General features: G+C 69.3%; 18 protein-coding genes. 4 read left to right on the forward strand and 14 right to left on the reverse strand.

What is annotated here, in order from left to right; genetic code table 11:
• Positions 1-3: 3 nt before the first annotated feature.
• The 3 genes from Q0568_RS09935 to Q0568_RS09945 all read right to left on the reverse strand — a co-directional run bounded on the left by Q0568_RS09935 (position 4) and on the right by Q0568_RS09945 (position 3,823).
• Positions 4-891 carry a sugar ABC transporter permease gene (locus Q0568_RS09935; RefSeq protein WP_298865898.1) on the reverse strand — a complete coding sequence of 296 codons (888 nt, stop codon included), beginning with the start codon at positions 889-891 and terminating at the stop codon, positions 4-6.
• Between the two features lies 1 nt (position 892).
• Positions 893-2,509, reverse strand: a complete 1,617-nt coding sequence (locus tag Q0568_RS09940; protein WP_298865900.1) for an ABC transporter permease subunit — start codon at positions 2,507-2,509, stop codon at positions 893-895.
• A 75-nt stretch (positions 2,510-2,584) separates the two neighbouring features.
• Positions 2,585-3,823 (reverse strand): extracellular solute-binding protein, encoded by a 1,239-nt coding sequence (locus tag Q0568_RS09945; protein ID WP_298865902.1) that lies wholly within the window; start codon positions 3,821-3,823, stop codon positions 2,585-2,587.
• A 189-nt stretch (positions 3,824-4,012) separates the two neighbouring features.
• Between Q0568_RS09945 and Q0568_RS09950 the strand changes: the two genes are divergently transcribed.
• Together Q0568_RS09950 and Q0568_RS09955 are read left to right on the forward strand one after the other, a co-directional pair.
• A complete protein-coding gene (locus tag Q0568_RS09950) occupies positions 4,013-4,501 on the forward strand; it encodes a YajQ family cyclic di-GMP-binding protein (RefSeq protein WP_298865904.1) in 489 nt (162 codons plus the stop codon).
• Between the two features lie 158 nt (positions 4,502-4,659).
• Positions 4,660-5,307 carry a GntR family transcriptional regulator gene (locus Q0568_RS09955; RefSeq protein ID WP_298865906.1) on the forward strand — a complete coding sequence of 216 codons (648 nt, stop codon included), beginning with the start codon at positions 4,660-4,662 and terminating at the stop codon, positions 5,305-5,307.
• Between the two features lie 226 nt (positions 5,308-5,533).
• On the opposite strand, the gene Q0568_RS09960 is transcribed toward Q0568_RS09955, so the two are convergent.
• From Q0568_RS09960 to Q0568_RS09995, 8 genes are all read right to left on the reverse strand, one after another.
• Positions 5,534-5,950 carry a hypothetical protein gene (locus tag Q0568_RS09960; protein WP_298865908.1) on the reverse strand — a complete coding sequence of 139 codons (417 nt, stop codon included), beginning with the start codon at positions 5,948-5,950 and terminating at the stop codon, positions 5,534-5,536.
• Positions 5,951-6,421: 471 nt separating this feature from the next.
• A complete protein-coding gene (locus tag Q0568_RS09965; protein WP_298865911.1) occupies positions 6,422-7,414 on the reverse strand; it encodes an alpha/beta hydrolase in 993 nt (330 codons plus the stop codon).
• 78 nt (positions 7,415-7,492) lie between these two features.
• Positions 7,493-8,872 (reverse strand): FAD-dependent oxidoreductase, encoded by a 1,380-nt coding sequence (locus Q0568_RS09970; protein WP_298865913.1) that lies wholly within the window; start codon positions 8,870-8,872, stop codon positions 7,493-7,495.
• A 13-nt stretch (positions 8,873-8,885) separates the two neighbouring features.
• The gene (locus Q0568_RS09975) at positions 8,886-9,947 is read right to left on the reverse strand and encodes a polyprenyl synthetase family protein (protein WP_298865915.1); all 1,062 of its coding nucleotides are present in this window, start codon (positions 9,945-9,947) and stop codon (positions 8,886-8,888) included.
• 51 nt (positions 9,948-9,998) lie between these two features.
• A complete protein-coding gene (locus tag Q0568_RS09980) occupies positions 9,999-11,057 on the reverse strand; it encodes a M20/M25/M40 family metallo-hydrolase (protein ID WP_298865917.1) in 1,059 nt (352 codons plus the stop codon).
• A gap of 53 nt (positions 11,058-11,110) precedes the next feature.
• A complete protein-coding gene (locus Q0568_RS09985) occupies positions 11,111-11,551 on the reverse strand; it encodes a MarR family transcriptional regulator (protein ID WP_298865919.1) in 441 nt (146 codons plus the stop codon).
• A 4-nt stretch (positions 11,552-11,555) separates the two neighbouring features.
• Complete coding sequence (locus Q0568_RS09990) at positions 11,556-12,821, reverse strand: isochorismate synthase MenF (protein WP_298865921.1); 1,266 nt, start codon at positions 12,819-12,821, stop codon at positions 11,556-11,558.
• A 9-nt stretch (positions 12,822-12,830) separates the two neighbouring features.
• Complete coding sequence (locus Q0568_RS09995; protein ID WP_298865922.1) at positions 12,831-13,427, reverse strand: hypothetical protein; 597 nt, start codon at positions 13,425-13,427, stop codon at positions 12,831-12,833.
• Between the two features lie 172 nt (positions 13,428-13,599).
• Between Q0568_RS09995 and Q0568_RS10000 the strand changes: the two genes are divergently transcribed.
• Positions 13,600-14,313, forward strand: coding sequence for a class I SAM-dependent methyltransferase (locus Q0568_RS10000; RefSeq protein WP_298865924.1), 714 nt, complete (start codon positions 13,600-13,602; stop codon positions 14,311-14,313).
• Positions 14,314-14,400: 87 nt separating this feature from the next.
• Here the strand turns inward: Q0568_RS10000 and Q0568_RS10005 are convergent, their stop codons facing one another.
• A complete protein-coding gene (locus tag Q0568_RS10005) occupies positions 14,401-15,243 on the reverse strand; it encodes a polyphosphate kinase 2 family protein (protein WP_298865926.1) in 843 nt (280 codons plus the stop codon).
• Positions 15,244-15,300: 57 nt separating this feature from the next.
• Here Q0568_RS10005 and rmuC point away from each other — a divergent pair, with 57 nt between their 5' ends.
• Positions 15,301-16,890 (forward strand): DNA recombination protein RmuC, encoded by a 1,590-nt coding sequence (gene rmuC, locus Q0568_RS10010; protein WP_298865928.1) that lies wholly within the window; start codon positions 15,301-15,303, stop codon positions 16,888-16,890.
• Between the two features lie 420 nt (positions 16,891-17,310).
• Here rmuC and Q0568_RS10015 read toward each other — a convergent pair whose 3' ends face one another.
• Together Q0568_RS10015 and Q0568_RS10020 are read right to left on the reverse strand one after the other, a co-directional pair.
• Entirely contained in the window at positions 17,311-19,092 is a 1,782-nt protein-coding gene (locus tag Q0568_RS10015; RefSeq protein ID WP_298865930.1) for a thiamine pyrophosphate-binding protein, read from the reverse strand.
• Between the two features lie 92 nt (positions 19,093-19,184).
• Entirely contained in the window at positions 19,185-19,526 is a 342-nt protein-coding gene (locus Q0568_RS10020; protein WP_298865932.1) for a PLD nuclease N-terminal domain-containing protein, read from the reverse strand.
• Between the last annotated feature and the right edge of the window lie 70 nt (positions 19,527-19,596).

Raw genomic sequence — 19,596 nt, forward strand, 5'->3', positions numbered from 1 at the left:
GCGCTACTTCACCGCGCCGGCGGTGAGACCGCCCACGATGTACTTCTGCAGGAACAGGAACAGCACCATCACGGGGACAGCCGCCATCACCGCGCCGGCCGAGAACGCCGACCAGTCCGCGTACCGCGGGTTGGCCACCAGCTTGGTCAGTCCCACGACCAGCGTCTGCTTGTCCGGATCGATGAGCATGACGCTCGCGATGACGTACTCGTTGACGGTGCCGATGAACGACAGCAGCGCGACCACCGCGAGGATCGGCGCCACCAGCGGCAGGATCATGGTGAAGAAGATGCGGGCGTGCCCGGCGCCGTCGATGCGGGCGGCCTCGTCCAGCTCCATCGGCAGCGTGTTGAAGAAGCCGTACATCAGGTAGGTGTTCACGCCGAGCGCGCCGCCCAGGTACACCAGGATCAGGCCGGTGTGGGTGTTCAGCCCGATGGCGGGAAACCAGTCGCCGAGCGTGGACATCAGCAGGAAGATGGCCACCACGGCAAGGAGCTGCGGGAACATCTGCACCACGACGATGGTGACCAGGCCGACGCGACGACCGGTGAACCGCATCCGCGAGAATGCGTACGCGGCCAGCGCGCCCAGGAAGACCGTGACGAAGCCGGTGACCGTGGCGATCACCAGGGTGTTCCAGAACCACATCGGATAGGGGTTCTTCGGATCGGTCAGGATACGCACGTAGCTGTCGATCCCGATGGCGGAGAACAGCCGGTTCGAGCCGGTCAGCGTGCCCTTCGGATTCAGCGAGGCCGAGATCACGTACAGCAGCGGGAAGACCGCGAAGGCGCTCACCACGATGGCGATCACGTGCCGCCATCCGGTGTCGGCGAACCACTTCCCGAACGATCTGCGGGCGGGACGGACGGAGGATGCGGTGCTCATCTCAGTTCAGCTCCTCGAGTGCCTTGGTCTTGCGGAAGCTGATGATGGAGATCGCCGCCACCACGATGAAGATCAGGATGGTGAACGCCGAGGCGAGCCCGTAGTCGCGGGTCTGACCGGTGAAGGCCACCTTGTAGACCATCGAGATGAGGATGTCGGTGTGCCCGACCGGGATCGACACGTCGTCGAAGCGCGGTCCGCCGCCGGTGAGCATGTAGATCAGGTTGAAGTTGTTGAAGTTGAACGCGAACGACGAGATCAGCAGCGGCGCCACGGTCACCAGCAGCAGCGGCAGCTTGATGCTGCGGAAGATCTGCCAGGGGTTCGCGCCGTCCATCTCGGCGGCCTCGTTGACATCCGCCGGGATGCCCTGCAGCGCGCCCATGCACACCAGGAACATGTAGGGGAAGCCGAGCCACAGGTTCACGATCAGCACGGAGACCTTCGCCAGCGTCGGGTCGGTCAGCCAGGGGATCGACGCTCCGCCGAAGATCACCTGGTTCAGGAATCCGAAGCTCTCGTTCATCATCCCGGCCCACACCAGCGCCGAGAGGAACGCGGGGAACGCGTACGGCAGGATCAGCAGGATGCGGTAGCCGTTGCGGAAGCGCATCCGGCTGCTGTTGAAGACCAGCGCCAGCAGGAGGCCCAGGAAGAACGTGGATGCCACCGAGATCAGCGCGAACACGAACGTCCAGACCGTCACGGAGATCAGCGGGCCGCGGATGGAGGCATCCGTCACCGCCCGCACGAAGTTGTCGAACCCGACGGTGATCTGCCAGCCGGGCAGCAGCTGCTCGCCGCTCTCGGCGGTGAATGCGCCGACGCCGGTGTCGCTGTACACGGTGCCGCTGCGCGTGTCGGTCATGGTGCCGGCCCGCTCGTCATACTGCAGCGTGGAGACGTACAGGTACCCGCTGCGACCGTCCGGCGTGCGGATGGCTCCGTCGTTGGGGTCGTCGCTGAAGGGCACCGACAGCTTCTCGATGTCGCTCGAGCGCGCGATCACCTTGGCGAACGGGAGCGTGGTCCAGCCATCGACCGCCACCGCACGATCGCCGTCCATCGTCGCGCCGGAGACGGCCTGCAGGGGCTGGTCCTCCGTGCCGACGGAGACGTCGCCGTCGTCGGGATCCGTGACCAGCAGCCCGAGCATGCCGTCGCGCTCGACGACTGCGACCGGGTAGGTGGGCGAGTCGGCCACGCGCTCCTGCGCGGAGCGCATCAGCGCGGCCACGGCCTGAGTCTTGCTGCCGTTGTGGCCGGTCCCGTAGTTGGTGAAGCCGATGTAGCCGGTGTACAGCAGGGTGAAGACCTGGAAGATGATCAGGAAGACCACTCCGGGGGCGAGGTACTTCGCGGGGATCCGCCTGCGCGAGAAGTAGATCCAGTTCACCAGGATCGTCACGGCCGCGACGATGCCCAGCACCAGCCATTCGGATGCTGTGAACAGCACGAACGCGGCGTACACCGCGACCGCGTCGACGATCGCCAGCAGAACGATCTTCAGCAGCGTCCAGCCGACGTGGCCCGACGCCGCCTCCGCGATCGCCGCAGCCTGGCGCTGCTTCCTGGTGCGGGGCGCCTGCGGCGCCTCCTGCTCAGTGATCTGACTCATCTTCACCTCATCGTGCACGGCTGCCGGGATGGCAGTCCCATCCCGGCAGCCGTGTTCAGCATCGATCGATCGCGATTACTTGATCGCGCCGGCGACGTCGTCGGTCAGCTTCTGCCACGTCGCCGCCGGGTCGGCGCCGTTGATGACAGCCGCCTCGGCGACGCCCCAGAACTGCCACACGGAGCCCATCGCGGGGACCGCGGGCATCGGCACGGCCTCGCCGCCGACGGCCTGGAAGCCGGCGATGATCGGGTCGGATGCGGCCTTGTCCGCGGCAGCGGTCAGTGCGGGCAGGATGTTGCCGGCCTTGAACAGCTCCAGCTGCACATCGGCGGTGCCGATGTAGTTCACCAGGAAGTCGTTCGCGGCGACCTTGTTCTTGGACTCCGAACTGACGAAGAAGCCCTTCACGCCGGCGAACGGCGAAGCGGCCTTGTCGGTCGGGCTGGGGATCTTGTCGATCGCGACGTCGATGCCGCCGTCGACAGCCGCGCCGACGTTCCACGGTCCGGTCAGCCAGAAGGCGGCCTTGCCGCCGAGGAACTGCTGCTTGGCGATCTCACCGTCGATGTCGGTGTTGAGCGTGCCGGCCTTGCCCTGTGCGGACAGCCAGTTCGCGAAGGCGGTGCCGCCCTCGCCGCCCAGCTTCAGGTCGGTGGCGTCGTAGGCGCCGTCGGCGTCGGTGCCGAACACCGGGGCGCCGAACGCGGTCTGGAACGGGTACAGGTGGTACGGGTTGCCCTCGGCGCCCTGCTCCACGACGAACGGCTGAGCCAGGCCGGCGGCCTTGCCCTTCGCGATCATGTCGTCGAAGCTGGTCGCGGCCTCGGGGACGAGCTTGGTGTTGCGCAGCACCGCGATGTTCTCGACGGCGTAGGGGAGCATGTAGACCTTGCCGTCATAGGTCGAGGCCTGCAGGGCGACCGGCAGGTACTCGGCTGCGGAGTCACCGAGCTCCAGCGGAGCCACGACGCCGTTGGTGGACAGCTCGCCGAGCCAGTCGTGCGCGCCCATGGTGATGTCCGGACCCTTGCCGGTGGGAACCTGCTGGATGAAGTCGTCCTTGATGTCGTCGACGTTCTTGCCGACGAGCTGGACCTTGACCCCGGTCTTCTTCTGGTAGGCGTCGGCCGCGCCCTGAAGCGCGTCCACGCGCTCGGAGTCCACCCAGACGACGAGCTTGCCGCTGCTGCCGGCGGCTGCTCCGTCCGCGCTCTTGTCATCGCTCTTCGCGCTCGAGCAGCCGGCGAGGGCCAGCGAGGTCAGGACGGTGATCGCAGCGAATGCGGCGATGCTCCTCTTGGTCACCTTCATTGGTGGTGTGCCTCTTTCGTGATCGGGCCTGCACGGACTGCAAGCGCTTACAGTATTGCCCGTCACGAACGATTTTCACAACGTCAGATTCCACCGATATCAAGCTGTGACATACCCGGACATTCACGGCGCACCCATGGAAGCGCTTCCAAACAGTCAGCCAGTCGGCTTCCTCGCTAGACTGCGGGCATGGCTGACTCTTCTTTCGACATCGTCTCCAAGGTCGACCACCAGGAGGCCGAGAACGCGCTCAACCAGGCCCGCAAGGAGGTCGAGCAGCGCTACGACTTCAAGGGCACCGGAGCCTCGATCGCATGGAGCGGTGACGACATCCTCATCAAGGCGAACACCGAAGAGCGCGCCAAGGCCGTGCTCGACGTGTTCCAGTCCAAGCTCATCAAGCGCGGCATCTCGCTGAAGAGCCTGGAGTCCGGCGAGCCGTTCGCCAGCGGCAAGGAGTTCAGGATCTCCTCGAGCCTGAAGGACGGCATCTCCAGCGAGAACGCCAAGAAGATCAGCAAGATCATCCGCGACCAGGGCCCCAAGGGCGTCAAGTCGCAGATCCAGGGCGACGAGCTGCGCGTGCAGTCCAAGAGCCGCGACGACCTGCAGTCCGTCATCGCGCTGCTCAAGGGCAGCGATCTCGACGTCGACCTGCAGTTCATCAACTACCGCTGATCCCGGCCGCCGCGGCTGACGGCTTCGGTCACACCTCAGTCACACCATGACTCCGATATGTCGGCGATGTCCGGCGAGCCGATAGAGTGCATCGTGTATGGCATTGCGGGGCGTTGAGGGACGCTCCGCAGGCTCGGATGGGGACGAAGGAGTGCACTGTGGTGCTCGAACAACCGCGGGTGGGGGTCCGCGATGCAGGAACGAAGAAGGAGCTGCTGGCCGAAGGGGTCTTCCACTTCATCGGCGAGCGCATCGTCCGGGGCGAGCTCGCTCCGGGTGATCGGATCCGCGACGCTGAGCTCGCCCGGGAGCTCTCCGTCTCACGCACCCCCGTGCGCGAGGCGCTGCAGAGGCTGGAGCGGATCGGCCTGGTGAAGATGTATCCGAGCAGGTTCACGGAGGTCACGCGGCTCACGCCCGACGCAGTCCGCGTCGCGCACGAGTTCGCGGGGCTGCAGGCGGGCGTCATCGCGCGCCTGGCGTGTCCGCGACTGGCCGAGGACGAGATCGACGCGGTGGTGCGACTCGTCGAGCACGTGCCGCTGACGGTCGACGATGCCGCGGCATGCTCGCAGGCACGGCGCGAGGTCGTCGGCTATCTGGCCGCCCGAACGGGGAACCGGCTGCAGCAGGCCCTCGTCGACGAGGCGTCGATCGCACTCGCCCGCGCCCTGCGGGGGTTCGTCGTCACGCCCGAGCATCGCGAATCACTGCTGAGGGGATGCGACGAGATGCCGCGCGCATTGCGCGAGCGTGACGCGGATGCCGCGGAGCACGCCACCCGCATGATCTACGGGGTCGCCTGAGCGAAGCCTCGTGCGTTCACGGCATCCGCAGGAATGCCGTGAACGCACGACTGCAAGACTTCCCTGTTGGGGATCTCGCTCTTGGTCTCTGGGGAGCCGTGCAGCGAGGCCATCGGTGTTTCGGGCACCGGGCGCTGCGGTTCACAGCCGAAGTGCAGACGGGCGGGAAGACGGCGACTGCGGCTCGCCTTCCCGCCCGTCGCCGTGCACGCGCGGCCGGCCGCGCTCAGTCGGGCCATGCCCAGTCGACGCCGATGATGCCCGGCCCGAACGCGCGCACGACCTGGTGCAGCTCTCCGTCCGTGCAGCGGACGGCTTCCGTCTGCCGGACCTGCAGGTTCTCCATGATCAGCCGCGGTGCCTCGGGAAGCGCCGTCGGCGAGAACCTGAGCCAGATCGACGCCGCATCCACGCGACGCTCCAGGACGCTGTACAGGCACGTCACCTCGTCCTGCTCGCCGAGCCCTTCGAGCGTGTACTCATTGATCGACGTCTCTCCGCGCTCCAGCGCGCGAGGCAGCAGCATCTCGGCGACGAAGGTGCGGTGCGCCCTGTCGAAGATGGTGCTGCCGACCGTCGCTCCGTCGATCGTCGCGATCCTGGGCTCCTCCTCCGGCGGGGAGTCGAACCGCCATGACGCCATGACGCTGCGGGTGCCATCCGTCCGGGCGACCCAGACATTGTGGAAGCGAGCGCGCTCGATGCGGCGATCCGCCCCGATGTCGTAGCGGTGGTGGGTGAGGATCAGCGCGGTGTCCTTGGCGCGATGGCCGAGCCTGGCAGAGAGCTCCTCGACGTTGGACGGGACGTCGCCTCGCGCCTGCAGCTCGTCGAAGGAGCGGCGACGGTCCGGCCCCGGCGTGCTCCGTGCGGGATCCTGGAGACCAGCTCGCCCGCCTGGAGCCCGAGCGCCTCCTCGAGGCGGACGACGGCGTCGTACGAAGAGTCGCCATGCGGCGCCCGCCTGCCACGACGCCAGTGGCTGAGGGTGGCGACGCTCACCGGGTCGCCCCTGGCTGCGAGCAGCCCGCTGAGACGGTGGAGCGAGATCTCGCTCTGGGCGATCGCACGATCGAGCATGATCGCGAAAGTGAGCTCATCCGACATCGTCATGTCAATCGCTCAGCCCTGCGGCCCAGCCGCGCACCCATCGATCCAGCCGGGCGTAGGCGTCCTCGCGAGCTTCGCGGCGCGAGAGGAACACGTCGTGAAGGGCTCCGTCGATGCGCTCGACGGTGACCGACGGGCCGAGCTTCAGCGCGGCCCGAGCGATGTCGTCGACCACCAGTACGCTGTCGGCCCTGGTCAGCTCGTCGGACCAGCGGGTCGGCACGGCCGTGCGCGCCGACAGCAGCACGCACACCGGCACGGGGATGCCGAGTCCTGCGGACACGGCGCGATGCCCTTGCAGGATGGCGTGCAGCCACGCCACGTGCACAGTCATCGACTGCTCTGGGCGCCACGCCAGGTCGACGGACATGGGATCGTCGGGATCGGCGACCTCGTTCTGCGCGCGCGTGTAGAACCCCAGGTCCACCTGCGGCGAGGCATCCTTCGGCCACCACCGCGCCTGCAGCCCCACCATCGGCGCGATGGCGGGCCGGGCTGCGCCGAGCTGAAACTCCAGCCAGGGCGAGTTGAGGATCACCGCATCGGCCTGGTCAGGATGCCGGGATGCCCACAGGCTCAGGGTCAGACCGCCGGTGGAGTGGCCGAGCAGCACGAGCCGGCGCCCGGCAGTGCCACCGCGTGCCGCCAGCGCCCCCGCGATGTCCTCGTCGTATTCCGTGAGATCCGTGACGTACCCTGGCGTCTGATGCGACCGCAGACTGCGCCCGTACTTGCGCAGATCCAGCGCGAAGAACCGTGCTCCGCGCGAGGTCCAGAACCGCGCGAGCCGCTTCTGGAAGAAGTAGTCGGACCACCCGTGCACGTACAGCACGTCCACGTCGGCGAGCGGACGACGGTCGTGGAGGCGCCACCATGGCGAGGGGTGCGGCAGCGCACGCACGAGGGTCGCGACGACCTCGCCCTCGGCATCCGCCTTCATCGGCAGCGTCAGCTGCTGGAACTCATCGCCGAGCACATCCGGCACCCACTCCCCCATGGGCTCAGACTAGCGGCCCGCGACGACCCTTCGACAAGCTCAGGGACCCAGTGATGGAGCGACCCCGGCGGCCCGGATTCACTCCCCGCGGGAGACGCGGATCATCTCCTCGCGCGGCACCAGCTTGACGCGCTCGCGTTCGTGGGCGTGGGTCCTGCCCAGCTCGATCTCATGTGCGTCGAGGCGGTGCCAGCCGTCGAGGTCCGTCCACTTCACGCCGCGCTCGGCCAGCAGCGCGGGGATGGCGTCCTCGGACGTGTCCTCGGGGCGCCACCAGGAGCCCTGGTCGTTGATCAGGTGGCTGACCGTCTCCATGGCGTCGGACTTGGTGTGACCGATCAGGCCGACCGGGCCGCGCTTGATCCAGCCGGTGACGTAGATGCCGGGCACGCGCTGGTTGGACTTGGCCTCCAGCACCTGACCCTCGCGGTTGGGGATCACGCCGTGCTTCTTGTCGAAGGGCACGCCCGGCAGCGGGGAGCCGAAGTACCCGATCGCGCGGTACAGCGACTGCATCGGGATCTCGCGCAGCTCCCCTGTGCCCACCACGCCGCCGCTGCCGTCGGGCTTCGTGCGCTCGTAGACCAGGGCGGCGACGCGGCCGTTCTCGTCCTTGCGGACCTCGATCGGACGCGCCCAGAAGTGCATGTGCAGGCGGCGGGACGCCGTGCCGCCTGCGTTGTTGTTGGACTCCCGCTTGCGCCAGGACTGCAGGATGCGGTCGATGACCATGACCTGCTTGTTGGTGGCGATGGCGCGCTGGGACGCCTCGTCGTAGTCGAAGTCCTCGTCGTAGAGCACCATGTCCACGTCGCGCAGCTCGCCGAGCTCGCGCAGCTCCAGCGGGGTGAACTTCACCTGCGCGGGACCGCGGCGGCCGAACACGTGCACGTCGGTGATGGTGCTGGCCTTCAGACCCTCGTAGACGTTGTCGGGCACCTCGGTGACCAGCAGGTCGTCGGCGTGCTTGGCCAGCATCCGCGAGACGTCGAGTGCGACGTTGCCGTTGCCGATGACGCCCACCGAGGTGGCATCCAACGACCACTCGCGCGGCACGTCGGGGTGTCCGTCGAACCAGCTGACGTACGACGCCGCGCCGAACGAGTCGGTGGCATCGATGCCGGGGATGTCCAGCGGCGCGTCGCGCACCGATCCGGTGGCGAAGATCACGGCGTTGTAGTGACGCTTGAGGTCCTCGATCGTGATGTCGGTGCCGAAGCGCACGTTGCCGAACAGGCGCATGTCGCCGTGGTCGAGCACGTTGCGCAGCGCCGTGATGATGCCCTTGATGCGGGGGTGGTCGGGCGCGACGCCGTAGCGGACCAGTCCGTAGGGGGCGGGGAGCTGCTCGAAGATGTCGATGGACACATCGAACTTGCGCTCGGCCTTGAGCAGGATGTCGGCGGCGTAGATGCCTGCCGGGCCTGCCCCGACGACGGCGAGCTTGAGCTTCGTCATGGGGATCCTTCCGTCAGCTGCTGCGATCAGCGAGAGTCTCGGCGAACCTGGTGAGCGACTCGCGCACGGTGCCGCGCGGCAGCGGCGACAGTGCGGCGACGGCATCCGCCGTCCAGGTGCGGGCCAGCTCCATCGTGCGCGCGGTGGCGTCGTGGACGCGCAGCTCGGCGAGCGGCCCGTCGAGGATGGCGGGGTCGGCCCCCTCCGCGATGCGCGCGACGCCCTCGTCGATGCGGTTCGCCAGGTCGATGTCAGCGGGTGCGGTGCCGGTCTTCAGAAGCAGCGAGGGCATGGTGGGTACGCCCGCGCGCAGGTCGGTGCCCGGCACCTTGCCGGTCTCCGCGGCATCCGCCGAGAGATCGATCACGTCATCCAGCAGCTGGAACGCGACGCCGACCTTCTCGCCGTACACGCGCATCGGCTCCTCGAACTCGGTCGGGGCGTGGGAGAAGATCACCCCGCCCTGCGTGGCTGCCGCGATGAGCGAACCGGTCTTGTCGGCCAGCACCTGGATGTAGAAGTCGATGGGGTCGTCGCCCGGCTGCGCGCCGACGGTCTCGTGCATCTGCCCCAGCACCAGCCGTTCGAACGTACCGGCCTGCAGGCGCATGGCCCGCTCGCCGTAGCGCGACATGATCTGGCTGGCGCGCGAGAACAGGATGTCTCCGGTGAGGATGGCGACGTTGTTGCCCCACACGCCGTGGGCGGCGGGAACCCCGCGGCGGGTGTCGGCGCCGTCCATGACGTCGTCGTGGTACAGCGAGCCGAGGTGCGTGAGCTCGAGCGCCTTGGCGATGTCGATCACCGCGGCGCTGTTGCCGTCGCCCAGCTGGGCGGTCAGCAGCGCGAGCACGGGGCGGATGCGCTTGCCGCCGGCCTCGTACAGGTAGCGGGCCGCGGCATCCGCAACGGGGTCGGCGAACTTCAGCTCCTCCGCGAGACCGGCCTCGACAAGATCCAGGCCGTCCTCGATGCGGGCAGCGATGCGCCGGGCAGCGGGGCTGAGGAAGACGCGGTCGCTGAAGCCGAGTCGGCTCGCCAGTCGCGTGCCCGGGGTCGCGGGGCTTGAAGTCACGCCTTCCAGCCTACCTGCGATCCCCCGGCCCTCCTTCCGATCCCGACGGGTTCAGCCCTCACAGGCGGCGGTGCGACCGGCCATTCCGATCGTTCCTGCCACGAGAGTGCGCACTGCCCCGGCGAAGAAGTCGGTGCTGATGTTCTCCGGTACGTCCTGCGGCGTGTGGTAGTACGGCGTGCGGAAGTTCGCACCGTCGGTCGCGAACGCCGCGGGCACTCGCTTCAGGTGGAACGCTGCGTGATCGGAGCGGGAGATGAAGGTCTCCGTCTCGGGCACCGTCGCGACCTGGGCCTTCGCGCCGCCGGCCCACTCCGTGTTCGCGTGGTCGAAGATCTGCACCAGCTGCTCCGCGTCGGGGTAGCCGAGCACGTTGAGGAAGTCGCCGACCTGGCCGTCGGCATTCGGCTCGGTGGTGGCGTAGCCGAGCATCTCGGCGCTCACCATGCCGAACACGTCCCTGTGCTGCTGCTCGATCAGCTCGGTCGCCAGCGCCGCTGCGCCGGCGTAGGGACTCCCCTCCTCCTCGAACGGGACGGCGGCGACCACCACGGTCGCCGGCAGCTGCGCATCGGCGAGGATGCGCGCCGTCTCCAGCACGCCTGCCACACCGGACGCGTCGTCGTCAGCCCCGGGTGACCCGGGGACGGTGTCGTAGTGCGCGGTCAGCACGAACACGCGGTCAGCGCACTGCTGCCCGTGGATCTCCGCCCACACCGTCGGCAGGGTGATGTCGCGCAGGGTCACATCGATCGTCTTCGGCGCGAGTCCGGCATCCTGCAGCTGCGTCTTGACGTACTCGGCCGCGGCGATCGTCTGGTCCCTGTTCTGGGCCGGGTCGCGCGGGGTCTTCCCCAGGGTTCGCACGTCGGTCATGATCCGATCCCCGTCGACACGGGCGACGAGCGCCGCCGGGTCACCGGTCACCGAGTCGAGAGATGCGTCGACCTGTGGGATGGTCGGCGTCGCCTCCGATGGCGAGAGGCTCGTGGTGGCGCCTGGTGATGCCGTGGATCCGCAGCCAGTGAGCACGGTCGTGACGAGAATCGTCGTGGCTGCGAGTGCGACGGCCTGCCGCATCCTGGTGCGGGAGTTGACGGTGAACGGCATTCGGGCTCCTCAGAACTGTTTCGGATCCGAACTATTCTGTCGCGCCCCTCCGCTCACCGCAATGGGCGGGCCCTCTCGGTCAGCGAGGTGATCAACCGCGCGAGAACGGCCCGCAGCTCCGGAACGTCCAGCTCACCGGAGACGGATCGCCAGACGAGCTCGACGCGGCGGTGCGCGTCGCCGTGCGCCCGGCGCCCCTGTTCGGTGATCTGCAGATCCGCCGATCTTCCGTCCGCCCCGCGTCGCCGCGAGATCAGCCCGTCCGTCTCGAGCCCGGCCAGATGCGCGGTGAGCGTGGAGGGCTTCGCCCCGATGCGCGCCGCGACCTCGCTGGGCGTCGTCGTGCCGAGAGTCGCCACCAGGCTCAGCACCGCGTAGCCGGTGGGCGTCAGCCCTGTGCCGGTCAGGGCGTCGCGCAGCATGGCTCCGACGGCCTCGTTGGCGCGGAGCACGTCGAACAGCACGCCGAGCTCGGGAGCGGGTTCCGACGACATCGGCTCAGGCCAGCGCATCCACGAGCGGGCGGAACTTCACGCGGGTCTCCAGCAGCTCCGCCTCGGGATCGCTGCCGGCGACGATGCCGGCCCCGGCGTAGGCCGTGACCTGCCGCGCACGGGAGGCGTCGCTCGGAGCGTCGGCGAACTGCGCGCAGCGCAGTGCGATGGCCCACTCGCCGTCGCCGGATGCGTCGATCCAGCCGACCGGTCCGGCGTAGCGTCCGCGGTCGAAGGGCTCCAGGCGCCGGATCGCCGCGATGGCGGCATCCGTCGGCGTCCCCGCGACAGCCGCAGTGGGATGCATGGCACCGACCAGATCGAGCGCGGAGTCGCCGTCGGCCAGGTCGCCGCGCACATCGGTGGCCAGGTGGAACAGGTTGGGCAGCTCCAGCACGAACGGACCATCGACCTCGAGCGCACGGGTGTGCGGGCGGAGAGTCGCCAGCACGCTCTGCACGGCGAAGCCGTGCTCGTCGAGGTCCTTCGCGCTTGCGGCGAGGGCAGCGGATGCCGTGGCGTCGGCCACCGGGTCGGCCCCGCGCGCCGTGGTGCCTGCCAGCACCCGCGCGGTGACGGTGCGGGCGTGCGTGGTCACGAGAGTCTCCGGGCTCGCCCCCACCAGGCCGTCCACGGCGAAGGTCCAGGTGTCGGGGTAGTCGGTCGACAGCGCGCCCACCAGCCGGCGCAGGTCGGCGTCGCTGGGCACGGTGCCGGTGAGGTCGCGGGCCAGCACGACCTTCTCGTACGCGCCGGCGGTGATCTCGCCGAGAGCTGCGCGGACGGCATCCTGATACCCCTGCGGCGTCTGCGCGCCGGGGCCGACGCGGCCCGCCCAGTGCGGGGCGAGGGCTGCGGGCTCGGAGACGGGGGCGAAGTCCGCGTCGTCGAGAGTGCGGATGCGGGTGATCCAGCTGCGCCCGTCACGACGGCCGATCACGGCCTGCGGCACCACGAGGACGCTGTCGGCCTTCGAGTCCTCGTCGAAGGTGAGCGCACCGAAGGCCACGAGTCCGGTGCCGGGAAGTGCTACGGGGTCGTCGATCTCGGCATCCTGCGCCAGCTCGCGCCAGGCGTCGGCCATGCGCTGCTCCCGGGTGCGGTCCTGACCGCCGCGGATGCGGATGGATGCCGCGATGCCGTCGCCCGCGGCCACGATCCCGTCGCCGCGGCGAAGCCACGCCAGCGGGTTCGCCGCGGAGGTGTGCGCCAGCAGATCGTCGACGGGTGGGATCTCGCGGGTCTGCGCGACCAGGCGGATGCTGCTCACCCCTCCAGCCTAGTTGCGCGGCTTCAGGTCGAGTGCCTCGAGACGGTCCAGCCACGCATCGGCGGTCGCGTCGTCGAACGGCGGGACCTGCGCGCGCACCCTGTTCTCGAGATCGAGGGTGAGGGCTTCCAGGTGCGCCATCACGTCGGCAGGGTACCCGTAGCGGATGCTGTGCTCGGCCCACTCGTCGCGGTCATCGACGTACGTGCCGCGCTCATCGAGCCGGCGCACCACATCGAGGTCCATGTCGATGCCGGTGGCGAGGATGTGCAGACCCGTGCCGGCGTCGATGCCGGCATCCTCCCAGCGCATCTCCCAGCCCAGATCGATGTAGATCCGCATCGCCGTGGAGTGATGCCGGTGGACGGTGACGGCGTGGTCGGCGCCGTGCTCGGCATCCGATCGGGGGATCAGCGTGACGTCGGCGGAGTCCGCGATGAATTCGCGACCGGGGCGGGAGCTTCGCCAGCCGGCGGGCTGGCCGAGCCAGTCGCCCCACCGGTCCGACCCCAGGTACACCTCCTGGTTGGCCCAGTGCGGCGAACCGTCCCATTTGCGCCACTGGAAGATCATCGACGTGCCGGGCTCCGGACGATTCGCACTCACCCGCCGAGTCTACGGCGGGCGCTGTGCCCTGAGCATCCGCCAGTCGCCCTGGAGAACAGATGTCGGTTCAGATCACGGATGTCGGCGCGGATGCCTGATTCCTGCCGACATCCGTGATTCCTGCCGACATCCGTCTCAGGCAGCGCAGCATCCGCCCGCCTAGGATCGAAGCATGGAGCCGAATCGCGCCGACCTCGGCAAGGACCCCTCGCACGTCAGCGGCATGTTCGATCAGGTGGCCGCAGGCTACGACCGCACGAACACCGTGATGACCTTCGGCAATGACGCGCTGTGGCGCGCGGCCACGACGCGCGCGGTGGCGCCCAAGCGCGGCGAGCGCATCCTCGACCTGGCCGCGGGCACGGCATCCTCCTCCGCCTCTCTCGCAGGCAGCGGCGCGCAGGTCGTCGCCGCCGACTTCTCCCCCGGGATGCTGACCGAAGGGCGCCGCCGGCATGGGCACCTGCCCAACATCACCTTCGTGCAGGCCGACGCCACGGATCTGCCGTTCGGCGACGAGGAGTTCGACGCGGTGACCATGTCGTACGGGCTGCGCAACGTGCAGCAGCCGAAGAAGGCACTGGCCGAGCTGTTCCGCGTGACCAGGCCCGGCGGGCGGATGGTGATCAACGAGTTCTCCACGCCTCCGGGAAAGCTGTTCCGCGGCCTGTACCGCTTCTACAACGCGCAGGTGCTGCCGAAGGTGGCGCGCATCGCGGGCACCAACGGCGACGCCTACGACTACCTCAACGAGTCGATCCGCGACTGGCCCGACCAGAAGACGCTGTCGGCGTGGATCCGCGAGGCCGGCTGGACGGATGTCGAGTACCGAAACCTGACGTTCGGCATCGTCGCGCTGCACCGCGCGCGCAAGCCCCGCGCCTGACGCCGAGACCCCGACTTCTCGCCGACACCCCGTGGTGCGGTCGCCCGCAGGGCGGGGTGTCGGCGGCAGCCCGGGGTCTCGGGCAGGTCAGCTCGCGGCGAGGCGCTTCTTCTCCGCCTCCACGTCGAAGTCGGCGACGGGCCATTGCGGATCGATATCCTCCAGCGCCGCGATCAGCAGCTCCTGCACGGCCAGGCGCGCGTACCACTTGCTGTTCGCCGGGATCACGTACCAGGGAGCCTCTGGCGCGGAGGTGCGGTCGAACACGGACTGGTAGGCGGCCATGTAGTCGTCCCACAGCATCCGCTCGTCGACATCTCCCGGGTTGTACTTCCAGTGCTTGTCCGAGCGGTCCAGGCGCTCCATCAGGCGCTCCTTCTGCTCGTCGCGGGAGATGTGCAGCATGACCTTGACGATGCGGATCCCGGATGCCGCGACGCGGCGCTCGAAGTCGACGATGGCGCCGTAGCGGCGCTCGATCTCGTCCTCGGGTGCGAGCATCCGCACCCGGCCGATCAGGACGTCCTCGTAGTGCGAGCGGTCGAAGACGCCGATGAACCCGGGCCGCGGCAGGCGCTTCTCGATGCGCCAGAGGAAGTCGTGCGCGCGTTCCTCGTCGGTCGGCGCCTTGAAGGCGGCGAGCTCCACGCCCTGCGGATCCACACCGCCGACGACGTGCCGCACGATGCCGCCCTTGCCTGCGGAGTCCATGGCCTGCAGCACCAGCAGAACGGCATCCGTCGACTCGCCGGATCGGGACGCCGCGTACAGGCGCTCCTGCAGGTCGCTCAATGTCTCCCTGCGCTTGTCCAGCGCCTTCTCGCCGTCCTTCTTGTCGCCATCGAACCCGGGTGTGCTGTCGGGGTCGACGTCCGCCAGCTGGAAACCGTCGTCCACCCGCAACGCGGTGGCCCATGTCGTCTTCGTCATGGTGCCATTGTGCAGGGTGCGACGGGCGATGTCGGTGGCCCCGGGCACAATCGGAGCATGGACACCTCGCTTCTCGTGATCGTCGTCGCCGTCATCGCCGCGGCGCTGGCCGGCGCGCTCGGATTCGTGCTGGGCACGCAGCGCGGCCGCTCATCGGATGCCGAGGGCCGGGCCGCGCTGCTGCGGGTGCAGGCGCTGGAGGCCGATGCCGCGGCGCTGCGTGACGAGACCGCCACCCGCGTGCAGGAGGAGCGTGCGCTGGGCGAGCAGCGGGTCGTCGAGACGCGTCGGCTGGGCGAGGCGGCAGTGGCGGATGCTCGCGCCCAGGCGCAGGCGCGCCTGGAGCACGAACGTCTGGAGCACGAGCGGCGGCTGGCCGAGGTTCGTCAGGAGGCGGATGCCGATGTGCTGGCCGAGCGGCGGCGCGCAGCCGACCGGCTGGAGGAGCTGAAGGCGGACCAGAAGCGGCTCTCCGATGAGTTCGATGCGCTGAGCAGGCGAGCGCTCGAGGCGAACTCGAAGGTGTTCCTGCAGCAGGCGGAGGAGCGCCTCAAACGCAGCCAGAGCGAGGGTGCGGCCGAGCTGCAGAAGCGGCAGGATGCCGTGCAGCAGCTCATCGAGCCCATCCAGAAGACGCTCGAGGGCGTGAAGACCGAGATGGGCACCGCCGAGAAGGCCCGGCTGGAGGCCAACGCCGCGCTGCACGAGCAGGTGCAGCTGATGCGGCAGTCGTCCGAGACGCTCGGCTCGGAGACCCGCAACCTGGTCAACGCGCTGCGCGCGCCGCAGGTGCGCGGCCGCTGGGGCGAGCTGCAGCTGCGCCGCGTGGTGGAGGCGTCGGGGATGCTCAATCACGTCGACTTCGACGAGCAGATGCACCACGACACCGACGACGGCGCGCTGCGCCCCGACCTGGTCGTGCACCTGGCCGGCGACAAGAACGTGGTCGTCGACTCGAAGGTCGCCTTCAACGGATATCTCGAGGCCATGGAGGCCACCGACGACACGGTGCGCGCGCAGCGCCTGGCCGCGCACGCCCGTCATCTGAAGAAGCACATCGACGACCTGGGCACCAAGCAGTACTGGGACGTGGTGGCCGGCTCCCCCGAGTTCGTGGTGATGTTCGTGCCGGCCGAGCCGTTCCTGGCGGCAGCGCTGGATCAGGACGCCACGCTGTACGAGTACGCCTTCGAGCGCAACGTCGTCATCGCCACGCCGTCCACGCTCATCGCGCTGCTGCGCACGGTCGGGCACGCGTGGCGGCAGGACCAGCTTGCGCATGAGGCGCAGCAGATCTTCACGGTCGGCAAGGAGCTGCACAAGCGCCTCGGCACCCTGGGCCAGCACCTGGCCAAACTCGGCAAGAGCCTGAACTCCACGGTCGACGCGTACAACAGGTTCGCCGGCTCGCTGGACCGCAACGTCGTCACGCAGGCGCGCCGGTTCAGCGCCCTACAGGGTCTGGACGAGGTGCTCACCGAGACCTCGCCTGTCGAGGCTCTGGCCATCGCCCCGTCGAAGGCAGACCTGTACGAGGTGTCCGAGCTCGAACTCGAGGCGGGCTCAGGCTCCGCGGACGGAGGCTCCGGCGACGAGGAGCACTACGCCAGCGTCGACCTCGGCGAGGTCAGCCGACGGCTCGAGTAAGCGGCTCCTCGCGTGCCGCGCAGCCCTTCTCGGTCGCGGCACTCCTCAGCCCGCGCGGCACTCCTCAGCCCGCGCGGCACTTCTCGATCAGCGCGGCGGATATATGCGCCGCGCGGACGAAGAACTGCCGCGCGGAGACTCATCGACGCTGAGAACTGCAGCGCGGAACCTTCCAGGCGCTGAGAAGTGCAGCGCGACGATTCACGGATGCTGAGAACTGCAGCGCGAGCGCATGAGCTTTCGCGGGTCCCGGATGGCTGCCTCAACCACGAGGAAACGACCAAGTGGGCCCCGCGGGCGGCGGGCCTGAATCACCCGCGCATGTCACGGGTCCCGTTCGGCTGTCTCAAGGACGAGGAGGCCGCCATATAGGCCCCGCGAGACTGCGCTGCTCTCAGCCCAGCAAGCCAAGCCCCACCCTCAGCGCTCCAGCGGGACCTCGATGATCTGCGGACCCGGTGCGGGGGAGGTGAGCGCCTGCTCCAGCGCCGAGCGCGTGGACACCTGGGTGTACTCCCAGCCGTAGGCTGTCGCCAGCGCCGACAGGTCCGCACCGTGCGGGGTGTAGAACGCCCGGTCCAGATCCTCGGCCGGAGCGGATGCGGCGACCTCGAGCCCGTCGAAGATCGTGCCGCCGCCGTCGTTGCCGACGATCACCTGGATGCGCGGATGCGGCTCATCGGCGGGCAGCAGCAGTGCTCCGACATCGTGCAGGAACGCCAGGTCACCCAGCAGCACGCGCGTCACGCCCGCCGCTCCGGCGGCCTGGCTGGCCAGTGCGATGCCGAGCCCGGTCGCGATCGTGCCGTCGATGCCGGCGAGCCCGCGGTTGGCGTGCACCGGCACCTTCTTGCCGCCCAGCACCTGATCGGCCACGCGCACGAGCCGCGACGACCCGAACATCAGCCGGTCGTGCGGCCAGGTCGCCCGCCACACGGCATCCACGAGAATCTCCCGATCCACTCGAGCCCGCACAGCCGCCAGCTCCGCGCGCACGGCGCTGAGCCGGGCCTCCTTGTCGTCGGAGAACAGTCCGTCGTTGTCGGGCGCGGGGGCGCTGAGGTCGACCACGCGCGCGGCCGAGGCGTTCATCCAGGCGCCCAGCCACTGCCGGTCCCTGTCACCGTCGGCGACCGCGACACCGTCCACGGCCATCGTGCGCCCGTTGAGGTTCAGCTCTTCGCCGCCGCCGCGCACGGCGACGACGTCGATGTCATCGCGCGCCAGCAGCCCCGCCACCTCACGACTGAGAGTCGGATGCCCGAAGACGACCGCACGCTCGATCCGACCGCCCAAGGACTCGTCCTTCAGCAGCTCGCGGTATCCGTGCACCACCAGGCGCCCGAACCTCGCGCCGCTGACGATCTCGGCGATCAGCGGCCAGCCGCCCTGGTGCGAGATCTCCTCGGCACCGGGCCCGGCATCCGCTCCCGCGATCACGATCGTGCGCAACGCGCGCTCCAGCACCAGCGGCTCGACGGCAGCGCGGGTTGGGGCGGGCCCCGGCTGGGCGACGACATCCGTCACGGCGGACAGCGGCTCGCGCGCGGGCAGGTTGAGGTGCACGGGTCCAGCAACCCCAGGCACGCCCTCCCCGGAGAGCCCGAGCGCCGCAACCACGGCACGACGGCCGAGCGCGGGCCACGCAGTCGCGCCGTCATCCGGGACACCGGTCGTCGCGGCGGCACGTCCCTCCGAGACGCGATCCGCACGGGCCCCCCGCTCCAGGCGACCGGGCACGACAGCACCGGGTACCTCGGCATCCGCCTGCCATCTCACGAACGAACCGAACAGCCCCCACTGCATGGTGGCCTGATTGGCGCCGACGCCGCGCAGCTCGGGTGGGCGATCGGCGGTCAGCAGCAGCAGCGGGATCCCGGAGTGGAAGGCCTCCATGGTCGCCGGCAGCAGGTTGCCCGCGGCAGTGCCCGACGTGCACACCACCGCGACCGGCAGCCGGCTCTCCCGGGCGATGCCCAGCGCGGTGAACCCGGCGGCGCGCTCGTCGATGCGCACGTGCACGCGCAGCACGCCCTGGCGGGACAGCTCCATGGCCGCCAGCGCGAGGGCCTGCGAGCGAGATCCGGGAGAGAGCACGAGGTCGCGGATGCCGTTGGCCACCAGTTCCGTCAGCAGCGCTGCCGCAGCATCCGAGGCGGGCGAACCGCCCGGAACAGCCAGAGTCTCCGGAACAGCAGGCATCCCCGCAGCTGCAGAGGCTGTCGAATCAGCAGGCGCCGCCGGATCAGCAGGCGTCGCCGGATCAGCAGGAGCCGAAGAGGAACCAGCCGCCGTCACGAGCGCGGGTCCGCGCCGTCGGAGTCGTCGTCCAGGCGCGCCAGCTCCGCCTCGAGCTCGCGGATGCGGGCATCCTGTTCGGCGTTGTGCATCCGCCGCAGCACCTGCGGGTCGTCATCCGGCGGCACGACGTACGCGGTCGGGACCTGCCCTGCGGCCAACCGGCCGAGCGTGAACCACAGCACGCCGCCGATCACCGGCAGCAGGATCACGATGAGCACCCAGACGCTCTTGGAGACGCCACGGTGCCGCGTCGCCGGCTGCACGGTGCAGTCGACGATGCTGTACACCCAGAACACGACGGCGAGGAAACCGCCGACGATCAGGACACGAGCCATGCCTCCAGTGTAGGTCGCGGCGCTCAGGCGGGTTCCGATGTCTCATCAGGACTGCACAGCCCCCGCCTAG

The sequence above is a fragment of the uncultured Microbacterium sp. genome (assembly GCF_937927635.1).
Taxonomy (GTDB): Bacteria; Actinomycetota; Actinomycetes; order Actinomycetales; family Microbacteriaceae; genus Microbacterium.

Excerpts from the sequence above, each read along its gene's own strand:
- Q0568_RS09935 (WP_298865898.1), bottom strand. The coding sequence starts at position 891 with ATGAGCACCGCATCCTCCGTCCGTCCCGCCCGCAGATCGTTCGGGAAG.
- Q0568_RS09940 (WP_298865900.1), bottom strand. The coding sequence starts at position 2,509 with ATGAGTCAGATCACTGAGCAGGAGGCGCCGCAGGCGCCCCGCACCAGG.
- Q0568_RS09945 (WP_298865902.1), bottom strand. The coding sequence starts at position 3,823 with ATGAAGGTGACCAAGAGGAGCATCGCCGCATTCGCTGCGATCACCGTC.
- Q0568_RS09950 (WP_298865904.1), top strand. The coding sequence starts at position 4,013 with ATGGCTGACTCTTCTTTCGACATCGTCTCCAAGGTCGACCACCAGGAG.
- Q0568_RS09960 (WP_298865908.1), bottom strand. The coding sequence starts at position 5,950 with ATGGCGTCATGGCGGTTCGACTCCCCGCCGGAGGAGGAGCCCAGGATC.
- Q0568_RS09965 (WP_298865911.1), bottom strand. The coding sequence starts at position 7,414 with ATGGGGGAGTGGGTGCCGGATGTGCTCGGCGATGAGTTCCAGCAGCTG.
- Q0568_RS09970 (WP_298865913.1), bottom strand. The coding sequence starts at position 8,872 with ATGACGAAGCTCAAGCTCGCCGTCGTCGGGGCAGGCCCGGCAGGCATC.
- Q0568_RS09980 (WP_298865917.1), bottom strand. The coding sequence starts at position 11,057 with ATGCCGTTCACCGTCAACTCCCGCACCAGGATGCGGCAGGCCGTCGCA.
- Q0568_RS09985 (WP_298865919.1), bottom strand. The coding sequence starts at position 11,551 with ATGTCGTCGGAACCCGCTCCCGAGCTCGGCGTGCTGTTCGACGTGCTC.
- Q0568_RS10000 (WP_298865924.1), top strand. The coding sequence starts at position 13,600 with ATGGAGCCGAATCGCGCCGACCTCGGCAAGGACCCCTCGCACGTCAGC.
- Q0568_RS10005 (WP_298865926.1), bottom strand. The coding sequence starts at position 15,243 with ATGACGAAGACGACATGGGCCACCGCGTTGCGGGTGGACGACGGTTTC.
- rmuC (WP_298865928.1), top strand. The coding sequence starts at position 15,301 with ATGGACACCTCGCTTCTCGTGATCGTCGTCGCCGTCATCGCCGCGGCG.
- Q0568_RS10015 (WP_298865930.1), bottom strand. The coding sequence starts at position 19,092 with ATGCCTGCTGTTCCGGAGACTCTGGCTGTTCCGGGCGGTTCGCCCGCC.
- Q0568_RS10020 (WP_298865932.1), bottom strand. The coding sequence starts at position 19,526 with ATGGCTCGTGTCCTGATCGTCGGCGGTTTCCTCGCCGTCGTGTTCTGG.